Raw genomic sequence first — 12,416 nt, 5'->3', positions numbered from 1 at the left:
TTTCTTTCGTTATGCTAGCCTCTTGAGCTTAATGGAGTCCATATTCATCCTCTGCAGCCTTCGATTTTACCTTATTTAGGTTTAAGGACTTTAGGTAAAGTGATGTTCACTTCCGTTCCTTTCCCTACCTCACTTTTAAAATCAATGATTCCCTGGTGTAGCTCGATAATGCGTCTATCAATCATCAGGCCTAATCCTGTTCCTTTTTCCTTCGTCGTATAAAAAGGTTCAAATAGCCTTTTTAACCTTTCTTTCGTCATGCCTGAGCCCTTATCCGTTATTTGGATTAAATAGTGCTGTTGGTTGATGTCTTTCAATGATACTTCTATGTCCCCACTATTTTCGTTGGTTGCTTCCAAAGCGTTTTGGATAAGATTCTTCAAAACCTTTGCGATGAGGCTTTGATCACATTCTGCTGTAATCATCGTTTGGTTATGAAAGTTGAGCTTAATGCCCTTTATAGCAACCTGACTTTCCAGACTTTTTATAACAGAAGCGATGATAGAGTTAATGGAGCATTCACTAATATTCATAGTTTTATCAGGTTGTGCTATAAACATGAATTTATTGACAATGTCGTCGATTCTATCTAATTCGTTCCTCATGATATCCAGATAATCTTGGATGGAATCATCCTTCACATGTTCTTTAATGACTTGGGTGAACCCGAATAGTGAAGTTAATGGATTTCTGATTTCATGAGCGATTCCCGCTGCCAACTCACTAACTACTGATAGTTTCTCTAATTCTTGTATTTTTGTTTCACTTCTTTTCTGATCTGATATATCGATGGCTGTCCCGATGACCTCCATGACTTGTCCATCCCTCATCATTGGATTTAACGAGGCAACATATTGTACGTCATCGATTTGCCCTTCATATGTAACGCTTTCCCCATTCCACGCCCTTTCATAGTATGTTAGCTTCTCTAAGGCTTGTTTCTGGGGTAAGAAGTCCTCTAAGGTATGACCCACAACCGTGGAGGAAGGGGTTATCGCATCTGTAATGAACGAACCTTCAACGAAAGTATGAACGAAGCGGTTATCTTTTTTTCTGAATTTAAATATAAACCCATTCCTTGGGATGAGTTCGCGGTAGTCAAGCGTATCGAAATTATGTAAGTCTTTATTTTTCATGTTTTTTCATCCTTAAAGGTGTTTTGTAATAAATTCCACATAATTCATAGCAATCCTTCATTAGGGAGAATTTTAATCTAATTGTAACAAACAAGGAAAATAATAGTGAGTAAGGGTGAAACCCTTACAAGGGATGTGGTGACTTACAATCCGAAAAAATAAAGAGAATTCTTCAGAGTCAGGGTGAGCAGTTGACTGATAGTAAAGTCCCTTTAAACAAAATCCCCTGACAATGTAAAATTGTCAGGGGATTTTATGGTAGAGATTTTAATTAAAAGGGAAATTCACGATAATTTGTTTGAAGGGAAATCCATTTCGTCACAGTGAATTCTTCGACAATCCATGGGTTACCGAACCTTCCTAAGCCACTCATTTTGTTTCCGCCAAATGGTACATTCGTGCCATCATTAACCGTTTGGTCATTGATGTGTGTCATGCCACTGTCGATTTGAAGACCTAACCGTTCCGCTTTCTCCAAATCCGAAGAGAAGATGGCAGAGCTTAGTCCATACTTTGTGTCATTGGCAATCTCGATGGCGTCTTCATCTGTTTCTGCTTCAATGATGGAAACGACAGGAGAGAACAATTCCGTTTGGGCAATGGCATCTGAATTTTTAACATCTCGGAAAATGGTTGGAGTCAATACATTGCCAACGCGTTCTCCTTCTAATGCTACATTCACGCCGGCTGCTTTAGCATCTGCGATGACTTGTTGAACTTTTTCTAATTGGCGTTCGTTCACAAGTGGTCCAATCACGGTTTTAGGATCTAATTGATCACCATATGGAAGAGCTTTTGCCCGCTCTACGAATTTAGTGATGAATTCTTCGTAAAGGTCTTTGTGGACAATCAGGCGGTTGATGGCCATGCAAATTTGCCCTTGGTGAATGTATTTTCCAAAGATCGCAGCATCAACAGCACGATCCACATCCGCATCGGACAAGACGACGAATGGGTTGTTCCCACCAAGTTCTAGTGCAACTCGTTTCAGGTTTTGTCCAGCGATGGCCCCGATATGTTTTCCGACAGGAGTAGAACCTGTAAAACTGATTAGTCTAGGAATCGGATTTGTCAGCATACCGTCACCGATTTCCTCTAAATCCGTAAGAATCATATTGAAGATTCCTTTTGGTAGTCCAGCATATTCGAAGGCTGCGGCAATGAAGATTCCGCCTGCAAATGCAACTTGAACATCGGGTTTATGAACGATTGCGTTTCCTAATGCAATCGCTGGAGCAATGGTTCTCATTGATAAATTCATAGGGAAGTTAAATGGTGAAATAGAAGAAATAACTCCCAAAGGCAAACGATGTATATGATTGACCTTTCCATCGATGGCTGATGGCACTTCATGCATTTGATGAATTTCATCGACCATATTGACCGAAGCTTCTACTATTTCTGCAGTCAATTGAAACTCTACAGTCGCTTTGATAAGTGATCCACCCGTTTCGCGAGCGATCATCTCGATGATTTCTTCACGATTTTCCTGTAGGTATTCCCCGACTTTCATCATAACCTGGCGACGTGTGTCTGCAGAAGCTTTTGCCCAGTCTTTTTGAGCTTGTTTCGCTATTTCAAAAGTATCTTCCAGTTGCTTTGCTGTAGCCAAGCTAACGTTCGAGATTACTGAATTGTCATATGGGTTTAAGATATCATATCTACGTGAACTTAATCCTTCTACCCATTCTCCATTAATGAAGCTTTTGTTTAAATCTTTGATAGTTTTCATTCCATCCACCCCTTTTTTATTGAAACGTAATGAGTTTATCATGGTTTGCAACTAATTAAAAATACCTATATTATTACTTTTATATATGTTTGTCATATATAAAAATTCGAGGTGAAATATGGATATTAGACAGTTACGCTATTTTCTTGCCCTTTCGGAGGAGGGGCAAGTTTCTCGTGCGGCCAAAAGATTGAATATGTCTCAGCCACCGTTAAGCCAGCAACTTAATCTTATGGAAGAAGAACTGGGCGTGACGTTGCTTGATCGGAAAAGAAATGGAAAAAGGATGGAGTTAACCGAGGCTGGAAGAGCGCTATATGAGAAGTCTAAGGTGCTGTTGGAATTATTCGATGACTCCATGCTCGAAGTGAAGGAGACAGGTGAGGGGATACAAGGTACTTTAGCCATTGGAGCAGTACTTGCTTATATGTCTTACTTACCAAGCAAAGTCAAACAATTTAACGATAAATATCCTTCTGTTACTTTTAAATTATTTGCAGGAGATCCCTATGAGATCAACAATTATATGGAGAATCAGGATATCGAGCTCGCAATTGTTTATTTACCTGTGGATAGTAATCAAGTTTTCATCAAGAATATAGGGGAGGTACCGAACGTTTTTGTTGTTCCTGAAGAATGGGAGGACTTTCATTTTAAGGATAAAATTTCGTTGAACGATTTGGAAAATACGCCTTTGCTATTAGTACATAGGGAAAAAGGGTTGGGGATCTATGAAGAGATTATTGAGGAGTTTAAGAAAAATGAATTGAAGCCCAATATTCTGTGCGAGTGCCATGATGTAAATGTACTGCTTTCTTTGGTTTCAGCGGGTATCGGCGCAAGCATCGTCCCGAAATCTGCCGTCTCACCACACGGTATAAAAGGCGTAAGGATGCTTGAAATTATCGATTCGGCGATTCAATCGAAAATCGCATTGATCTGGCGGAAAGACCGCTACCTTTCTAAGACGGCTAAACACTTCATTGATTTGTTTTAATTATAGAGTAAAAGGCATTCACCCGATCGTTACTTGCAATACCCGCAAATTTAATCTTCGAAGTATCTTCAATAGGGCATATTCCCTGGCATCGATTTGATTGAAGGACTTATTAAGTGAATGGTTAGGATCCTTACGAAAGCAGACTCCAAATGGGTTTGCTTTTTTTCTTTATTTTGTATAGGACAATCTTGTATCCGTAAATGCTGAAAGAAAGGAGGCGATGAAGGAATGGGCACTTTTGAAGTTCTGTCTCTCATGCTTGGTTTTGGGATGTTTGTCATTGCGATTCTTGATTTTAAAAATCATGATAAGAATTCTTGAATGGGTGGCTATAGATCATGGGCCCTGTGTGATAGGCTTGGCCATGGATTCTTTATATAACGGCACCTCACTCTGGATTGACAAAGCACAGGGCTACCCTTATTGTACTAGTAGACCGGTTGTTATAATTTTCAAGGAGTGATTCAGTATTGTCTGAAAAACCAACTTCCAAAGACATCCTTATTGAAGCGGCTTCTCGTCTTTTCAGAATCCGAGGTTATTATGGTGTAGGGCTAAAGGAAATCATTGAGGAAAGCAGTATTCCCAAGGGTTCACTTTATCATTATTTTCCAAATGGGAAAGAAGAACTGGCTATTGAAGCGATTAACCATGCTAAGGATCTAGTCTTACGGGAGATAAAACATGTATTCGACAGCAATGATGATCCTGTTAAAGCACTTCAAGATCATGTTTATGAATTATCGAAGTTATTCGGTGAGAATGGGGATCTCGTTGGCTTGCCGATAGGTACGATAGCGGGCGAGACATATTCCACGAGTGAGCCAATAAGATTGGCCTGTCAAGATGCGTTTACACAGTGGCAATCCATTTATGTGAATGAGTTTCTGGATGCGGGATATAGTAGAGAGCGGTCGAAGGAGCTAAGTTTTGCCATTAACGCTTTGATCGAAGGGGGCATCCTGTTATCGTTAACAGCGAAAAGCGCAGAACCCCTACAAGCAATTTCCAAGCTTATTCCGTCATTATTCATGAACAAGTAAGAGATACAGAAAAACTATGATTAGCTAGGTCTATTCAGTTAGTAATTGGAGGGAATTATTTTTATGTCAGATGCAACACAGCAACAAAATTCGACACCCGTCATTAGAACGACCCCTATTTTGATCGCTTTCCTAATAGCAGGATTCATCGGATTATTTAGTGAAACAGCTTTAAACATGGCATTGGGTGATTTAATTGAACAATTCAGTGTCAGCCCATCCACGATCCAGTGGTTAACGACAGGCTACCTGTTGACGCTTGGAATATTAGTTCCGGTTTCAGGGCTTTTGATCCAGTGGTTCAGTACTCGTCAACTATTCTTTGCTTCATTGGTGTTCTCCATCATTGGAACGCTCATCGCCGCATTAGCGCCAGGTTTTGGTCTTTTGCTAGTAGCCCGTGTAATTCAGGCAATTGGAACAGCACTGTTATTGCCTCTTATGTTCAATACGATATTATTGATATTCCCAGTTCATAAACGGGGAGCAACGATGGGTCTAATGGGGCTCGTCATCATGTTCGCACCAGCAATCGGACCAACAGTTTCTGGCTTGATTCTTGAACACCTTACTTGGCATTGGATTTTCTGGATTTCGTTGCCTTTCCTTGTGGCCGCATTATTATTTGGCTTGATATATATGCAAAATGTCTCTCCAATCACTAAACCAAAAATTGACGTGCCATCGATTATTTTATCGACGATTGGTTTTGGCGGAATCGTATATGGCTTCAGTATGGCCGGGGACAAAGGATGGGGTAGTGCCATCGTCTTGATTACACTCATTGTCGGATTGATTGGCCTGCTCTTATTCTCCTTAAGGCAATTGAAAATGGAAAAGCCGATGATCGATTTAAGCGTGATGAAATACCCTATGTTCACGTTAGGGCTCATTACCGTTTTCCTTGCTTTCATGGTCATCCTGTCTTCCATGATTCTTTTACCGATGTACTTGCAAACGGGTATGGCATTGGCTGCATTCACAGCTGGACTTGTACTTTTACCTGGTGGTGTCCTGAACGGGATCATGTCGCCAATAACGGGACGTATCTTTGATAAGTATGGTCCTAGAGGGTTGGTCACTCCAGGATTCATCATCATGATTGTCGTGTTATGGTTCTTATCGAACGTCACGACAGAAACGACGATCACCATGATCATCATCCTGCATTCTTTATTGATGGTAGGGGTTTCCCTTGTCATGATGCCAGCACAGACGAATGGTCTTAATCAACTTCCGAAAGAACTGTACCCTGATGGAACGGCTCTAATGAATACATTACAGCAAGTGTCGGGTGCAATTGGTACGACAGTGGCGATCACCATCATGTCTGCTTCCCAAAAATCTTATATGATGAAATTGGAAAATCCATTAGACCCAGCTGCCATAGGAGCTTCATTGACAGCAGGTGTTCAAGATGCTTTCATTTTCGGTCTGCTTCTTGCGGTCGCCGGACTGGTTGTTTCCCTCTTCATTAAAAACGCACGTGAAAAGTAAATAAAAAAAATTAGCCAGAGAGAGAGTGATTCTCCTCTGGCTAATTTTTTTTATATCGGTAGTAATCAAGCTAGCTTGGATTTCTTAAGTTCTTCCATGGCGGCATGTTCTTTTTTACCATGTAAGAAGTAGTATAGGACGGTAGTGACAAGGACGGTAATACCCAGGATGACGTACAATGTACTGTATCCCGTTTTTGGAATGATGTATCCAAGAAGGTAAGGCCCAAATCCGAGCCCTGCATCAAGTGCAATGAAGAACGTTGATGTGGCTAACCCCATCCGGTGAGGCGGTGTCAGTTTGACTGCAATGGCCTGTGTGCTTGATTGCATGTTCCCAAATCCGAGTCCAATCAAGATACCGGACAATAGTAATGTAAAGCTATTTGTTGCTGTACTTAGGAGTAACATTCCCCCGGCAAAAATGATGAATGTCGGATACATAATGTAGTTTGCACCTTTGGAGTCCATCAATCGGCCTGTGAAAGGACGCGATACCAATACGGCAACAGCGTAGACAAGGAAGAAGAAGCTGGCTGTGCTGACCAGGTCGATTTCAATCGCATAGAAGTTAATATAAGAAAGGACGCTGGAATAACAGAATGCCACTAACAAAGTGATGATTGCAATTGGGACGGCATTCGGTTCAATAAAGCTAGAAAGCTTAAAGCCTTTCACCTCAGATGTTTTAGTTGAGATCTCTAATTTCGGTACATATATGAAAAGAGCCGTCAGTACCCCGATGATGCCCAAGGCTACACAGAAAATCAATATCACTTGGAAGCTTGTATGCTGACTTAAAGATAGCCCGATGAAAGGTCCGATTGCTGTGGCTAATGTTGCACTCATGCTGAAATAGCCGATTCCCTCTGCTTTACGCGTAATCGGTATGATCTGGGCGACGATCGTTCCAGATGCAGTTCCGGCCATCCCCATTGTAAAACCATGAATTAAGCGGTTGGCGAGGAGGAAAGGAACCCCGAAATCCACAAAGTATAAAAGGGTAGCCAAGGTGAAGAAGACTAATCCAATCAATAATGTATTCTTCCGGCCAATGGCGTTGATGAAGCGACCGATCAAAAGCCGTCCAATCAATGAACCGATGATGAAAATTCCGGTAATGAGTCCTGCCTGGCTCGTGGTAGCACCATATTCTTCTACGGCATAGACCCCGATCGTGACCATTAATAAATAAAAGATTAACGTTATGAAAAAGTTGACGGAAGAAACGATGATAAAATCTTTCGTCCATAATTTTGGTTTAGCAGCTTGTTGCAATTTTTTGTCTCCTCACTTTATAAGTTTATTTCTTATGCTTTCCATGACGCGTATAGCTTCTTGCTGCTCAGCCTCCGAAACGCCTATCAGGATGTCCTGTTCGAATCGGTCAATCGTTACACGCACTTCCAGATAAACGGTTCTCCCCAGCTCAGTAAGATGCATGATTTTTTCACGCTTATCCTTACCAGGAATCTGTTCAACGTACCCGAGTTCTTCTAAGCGGTTAATCGTCCTTGTGACGGTCGGTTTTTCCACACCTTGATAATTGGATAACTCTACAAGCGTCGAAGGTCCGTCATTAAATAGGCGATATAAGATCGTCCATTGGGCCCTGTATAGATGGTGTTTACCAAGCTGTATATTGAGGTTGTTTTCAAAGGGTCTATATAACAACATTAGTTGATGGAAGAATTTACGATATGTCTCGATTTTTATTGCCTCCTCACTGATAATAGTTACCCTTGGTAACTATAGTAGTGTACCAGATATGGTAATGGTCTGTATAGTGCTATTTTTCTTGTTTTGTGGATTGGGAAATTCATTTGATGCAAAATAAGAAAGTTTAGGATTTACAAATAGGGCTACATATAGAATAGTATTGGAAAAAGTAAGCAGAAACTTTGACCGTTAATCTGCATCAATGCTACGCTAACTTTTCTATAGTATGTAATAAAAATCAAGGAGGAACATGCATGACACAATCAACGCAACAAACGATCACACTGGCCAACCGTCCAAAAGGGATGCCTTCCAAAGAAGATTTCAAATTTGTGGAGAGTGAAGTTCCTTCACCGAAAGAAAATCAGATATTAGTACGGACGCTTTATTTATCCGTTGATCCTTATATGCGTGGAAGAATGCAAGATACTAAATCCTATATTGCCCCATTTGAGTTGAATAAAGTCATTACTGGTGGCGTCGTGGCTGAAGTGGTGGAATCCAAATCGTCCAGCTTCAAGCAAGGCGATGTCGTTGTGGGAAATATCGACTGGGCGGAATATACGGTCGTGAATGAAAAGCAAGTCAGGGTGATTGATCCTAAAGTGGCACCAATCACGACTCATTTAGGCATACTGGGCATGACGGGATTGACTGCATACTTTGGGTTACTGGATATCGGTAAACCGCAAGAAGGCGAAACGGTCGTCGTTTCCGGAGCGGCTGGAGCTGTCGGTTCTGTCGTTGGACAGATCGCAAAAATCAAAGGTGCCAAGGTAGTGGGGATTGCCGGTTCTGATGAGAAAATAGAGTATTTAACAAAAGAACTGGGCTTTGACGGAGCTGTTAATTATAAGAAGGAAAGTTTTGAAACGGATTTGAAGAATGCAGTCCCTGATGGAGTCGATGTGTATTACGATAATGTTGGCGGCCAAGTAACGGATGCCGTTTTCAAACTGTTAAATATGAATGCGCGTATCCCATTATGTGGTGCAATCTCTTCTTATAATGCAGAAGGTAAAGATTTTGGGCCACGCCTGCAATCGGCCATGATCAAAACAAGCGCACTTATGAAAGGCTTCACGGTCGGGAATTATGCAGATCGTTTCCAAGAAGGAGCTTCATATTTGGGGCAGTGGCTGCAACAAGGTAAACTGAAGTACGAAGAAACCATTGTGGAAGGGTTCGAAAACACCCCTGAGGCATTCTTGGACTTATTTAAAGGAAAGAACCTAGGGAAGCAGCTTGTCAAAGTTGCCGATCCGGAATACGCAGTTCTTTAAGTTTTTATACTGGGCATAGTGGAGGGAGACCTTTACTATGCTTTTTTTATGGTCCATGAAAGGGAACGCGTTAACTATTTTATAGGGAATGCACGAAATATGTGTAAAAATGCCATATTTCGTTATAAAATGTATATACAGACAGAAAGGGTGATGGATGATGTCAAATGTTGCGAAATTTCGAGATTTTTTAATGCGTGAAAAAATCCATATGAATGAGTTCAAAGAGGAAGATATCACCTTTTTCAGAGTGGAACAGAAGTTGAAGGATGGATGGAAGGTCCTGTTAGTCTTTTCATTTAATCAAGATGAAAAAGTGGCGGATTTATTTTGTTTTAATGTAACGGAGCTAAAGAATCCCGATAAGAAGGCAGCCGTGCATACGTTATTGAATGAATATAATGCTCAATTCCGATTTTCAAAGTTATATGAGGAAAATGGGACGATTTCGATTCGCTATTCGTATTCCCTTGATGGTGAATTTTTACCGGACTTGGCATTCCGAAAGCTTATCATGTTGCTTGAAACAGCGGAACAAGTTTATCCAAGGCTTATGGAAGTGATCTGGTCATAATGTTTGGAAGAATCCTTTTGCCGGGAACTTTTTAACATCTTTGTTGGGCCGTAACATATACTAATTCTATCTCCAGGAATTATTATTATTTTTTTTGAAAAGACTATTGCACTTTTGTGAAATTAGCTATATAATTATTTTTGTTGTTAGTAATTCGACAAAATTCTACAAGGGTATGCGGGTGTAGTTTAGTGGTAAAACCTCAGCCTTCCAAGCTGATGATGAGGGTTCGATTCCCTTCACCCGCTCCAACTATACATACTCGTAACGCAGGGTTTCGTTACCTGGAGAACGAAGCTTTGCGTTTTTTATTTTCAAACAACAAGCGGGTATGAAAAAATTTCATTTAACGGTTGCATATTTTTCTATTAAGCTATATAATTATTTTATTAGTTGATTCGATAAAATTCTACAAGGATATGCGGGTGTAGTTTAGTGGTAAAACCTCAGCCTTCCAAGCTGATGATGAGGGTTCGATTCCCTTCACCCGCTCCAATCATACATACTCATAACGCAGGGTTTCGTTACTTGGAGAACGAAGCTTTGCGTTTTTTATATTTTCGAACAGAAATCCTACTGATTACAGCAGGATTTCTTTTTATTGTATAAATTTGTAAGTATCTGTTCTCTTGCCTATAATTTAGGTAAGCGAAAATGGAGGAATGAGGTTGTACATGGATAAGAAGCTGAATGTGAAATCATTTTTTTCCTTGTTAAGATCGGAAAAACTGCCAATGGGAATGGTGTTATTTGTCGTAGTGTTAAGTTTGGTGGAAACGGTGGCGAGTCTCGTCGTCCCGTTGGTTACGAAGAATCTGGTCGATATGATATCTGGAAGCGGGATCGAGCGAACAACGATATTCCTTTTGCTAGGGGCTTTTATTGTCCAGACCGTTGCGGGAGGTTTTTCCTTCTACTTTCTGAGCTATATCGGTGAAAATGTTGTAGCTGGAATCCGTCGGAAATTATGGGATCATATTTTACAATTGCCCGTATCGTTTTTTGATTCCCACCAGTCCGGTGAAACGCTTAGCCGGATCACTCAGGATACGAATACGATTAAGACGATCATCACGAATCATTTCGTGACATTCATTTCAGGGATCATATCGATCATCGGGTCGATCATCATCTTATTCCTGTTGGACTGGCGGATGACGGTCATCATGCTCAGCATCGTACCACTATCCATGCTGATCCTGATTCCGCTTGGGCGGAAGATGTATAAAGTCTCTAAGCAGACGCAGGATGAAATGGCCACCTTCAGCGGAAATCTAGGGAGGGTCCTAGGCGAGGTCCGTTTAGTGAAGTCGCATAATGGCGAAGAGTTGGAACGTGAAAAAGGAAATCGTGGCGTTGGTGAGCTCTTTCGTTTTGGATTGAAGGAGGCTAGGATCCAAGCCATCATTTCCCCCTTCATGACGACAATCATGATGGTGATTCTCGTGATCCTTATTGGATATGGGGGAGTTCGGGTGGCTTCTGGTGCACTGACAGCGGGGACACTTGTTGCCATCATTATTTATATGATCCAAATCATCGTGCCCTTTAGTCAGATGGCCTCATTTTTTACGGCATTTCAAAAGGCGATGGGAGCGACGGAACGAATCCAGGGCGTCCTTTCGATACCTGGTGAAACCTATGAAGGGAAGCATGACACATTGGTCACAGCTGATTTGACGTTTAAGGATGTATCATTTTCCTATCAAGCGTCTAAGCCCATTTTGAATGATTTATCGTTTACGGTTCCTGCCAATAAGACGGTCGCCCTGGTGGGACCAAGCGGTGGTGGGAAGACGACGATATTTTCGTTGATTGAACGTTTTTATGAACCCACGAATGGGATGGTCTCGTTGGGAACGGTGCCAATTAAGGATATTGAACTTTCCATATGGCGGTCGCAAATTGGGTATGTGTCACAGGAAAGTCCAATCATGACGGGGACGATAAAAGAAAATATAGCGTACGGGCTAGGCCGTCAAGTTGAAATGGATGAAATCATCGACGCAGCAAAGATGGCAAATGCCAACCAGTTTATCGAAAGGCTTCCGGATGGCTTTGATACGGAGGTAGGGGAAAGAGGCGTGAAGTTATCGGGTGGTCAACGGCAGCGGATTGCCATTGCCCGGGCTGTGTTGCGCAATCCGAAAATCCTGCTATTGGACGAAGCGACATCCAATCTCGATAGTGAATCGGAACTTCTTGTTCAGCATGCCATCAAGAACCTGATGGCGGGCAGGACGACCCTGATCATTGCCCATCGGCTGTCGACGGTCATTGATGCGGATCGATTACTGGTTGTGGAAGAAGGGCGGATTACTGGGGCGGGGACACATGAAGAATTGCTTGCAAGTCATGGCTTGTATCGAAAGCTAGCCACGCAGCAATTACAACTGCAGAATTGAGCACTTCAGGGGAGGAGCCTCCGAATCT

The 12,416-nt window shown here is 41.6% G+C and carries 11 protein-coding genes and 2 tRNA genes; 9 read left to right on the top strand and 4 right to left on the bottom strand.

Translation table 11 applies throughout. From position 1 onward, the window contains the following. Positions 1-71: 71 nt before the first annotated feature. Both ACQKL6_RS12875 and ACQKL6_RS12870 read right to left on the bottom strand, forming a co-directional pair. The gene (locus ACQKL6_RS12875; RefSeq protein ID WP_427651220.1) at positions 72-1,136 is read right to left on the bottom strand and encodes an ATP-binding protein; all 1,065 of its coding nucleotides are present in this window, start codon (positions 1,134-1,136) and stop codon (positions 72-74) included. Between the two features lie 271 nt (positions 1,137-1,407). Further along, entirely contained in the window at positions 1,408-2,868 is a 1,461-nt protein-coding gene (locus ACQKL6_RS12870) for an aldehyde dehydrogenase family protein (RefSeq protein WP_402867489.1), read from the bottom strand. A 118-nt stretch (positions 2,869-2,986) separates the two neighbouring features. Between ACQKL6_RS12870 and ACQKL6_RS12865 the strand changes: the two genes are divergently transcribed. The 4 genes from ACQKL6_RS12865 (at position 2,987) to ACQKL6_RS12850 (ending at position 6,408) form a co-directional block, all read left to right on the top strand. Then, a complete protein-coding gene (locus tag ACQKL6_RS12865; RefSeq protein ID WP_402867490.1) occupies positions 2,987-3,865 on the top strand; it encodes a LysR family transcriptional regulator in 879 nt (292 codons plus the stop codon). 231 nt (positions 3,866-4,096) lie between these two features. Next, on the top strand, positions 4,097-4,189 hold the full coding sequence (locus tag ACQKL6_RS12860) for a putative holin-like toxin (protein ID WP_402867491.1): 93 nt from the start codon (positions 4,097-4,099) through the stop codon (positions 4,187-4,189). Between the two features lie 149 nt (positions 4,190-4,338). Further along, positions 4,339-4,911, top strand: a complete 573-nt coding sequence (locus ACQKL6_RS12855) for a TetR/AcrR family transcriptional regulator (RefSeq protein ID WP_427651219.1) — start codon at positions 4,339-4,341, stop codon at positions 4,909-4,911. A gap of 63 nt (positions 4,912-4,974) precedes the next feature. After that, complete coding sequence (locus ACQKL6_RS12850) at positions 4,975-6,408, top strand: DHA2 family efflux MFS transporter permease subunit (protein WP_402955218.1); 1,434 nt, start codon at positions 4,975-4,977, stop codon at positions 6,406-6,408. Between the two features lie 65 nt (positions 6,409-6,473). Here the strand turns inward: ACQKL6_RS12850 and ACQKL6_RS12845 are convergent, their stop codons facing one another. Next, positions 6,474-7,685 (bottom strand): MFS transporter, encoded by a 1,212-nt coding sequence (locus ACQKL6_RS12845; protein WP_427651218.1) that lies wholly within the window; start codon positions 7,683-7,685, stop codon positions 6,474-6,476. Between the two features lie 12 nt (positions 7,686-7,697). After that, positions 7,698-8,084 (bottom strand): MarR family winged helix-turn-helix transcriptional regulator, encoded by a 387-nt coding sequence (locus ACQKL6_RS12840; RefSeq protein WP_402867495.1) that lies wholly within the window; start codon positions 8,082-8,084, stop codon positions 7,698-7,700. Positions 8,085-8,380: 296 nt separating this feature from the next. Here ACQKL6_RS12840 and ACQKL6_RS12835 point away from each other — a divergent pair, with 296 nt between their 5' ends. The 5 genes from ACQKL6_RS12835 (at position 8,381) to ACQKL6_RS12815 (ending at position 12,388) form a co-directional block, all read left to right on the top strand. Continuing rightward, entirely contained in the window at positions 8,381-9,409 is a 1,029-nt protein-coding gene (locus ACQKL6_RS12835; RefSeq protein WP_427651217.1) for an NADP-dependent oxidoreductase, read from the top strand. A gap of 193 nt (positions 9,410-9,602) precedes the next feature. Further along, positions 9,603-9,983: a YbjN domain-containing protein gene (locus tag ACQKL6_RS12830; protein ID WP_427592045.1), complete on the top strand. Its 381-nt coding sequence runs from the start codon at positions 9,603-9,605 to the stop codon at positions 9,981-9,983. A 177-nt stretch (positions 9,984-10,160) separates the two neighbouring features. Next, a tRNA-Gly gene (locus ACQKL6_RS12825) sits at positions 10,161-10,234 on the top strand. A 170-nt stretch (positions 10,235-10,404) separates the two neighbouring features. After that, a tRNA-Gly gene (locus ACQKL6_RS12820) sits at positions 10,405-10,478 on the top strand. A gap of 179 nt (positions 10,479-10,657) precedes the next feature. Beyond that, the gene (locus tag ACQKL6_RS12815; RefSeq protein WP_402955230.1) at positions 10,658-12,388 is read left to right on the top strand and encodes an ABC transporter ATP-binding protein; all 1,731 of its coding nucleotides are present in this window, start codon (positions 10,658-10,660) and stop codon (positions 12,386-12,388) included. The last annotated feature ends 28 nt before the right edge of the window (positions 12,389-12,416 follow it).

This window comes from Peribacillus sp. NPDC097197 (genome assembly GCF_050278025.1).
Taxonomy (GTDB): Bacteria; Bacillota; Bacilli; order Bacillales; family DSM-1321; genus Peribacillus.
The sequence above is the reverse complement of the archived record's forward strand: the minus strand, read 5'-3'. Positions and strand labels throughout refer to the sequence as shown.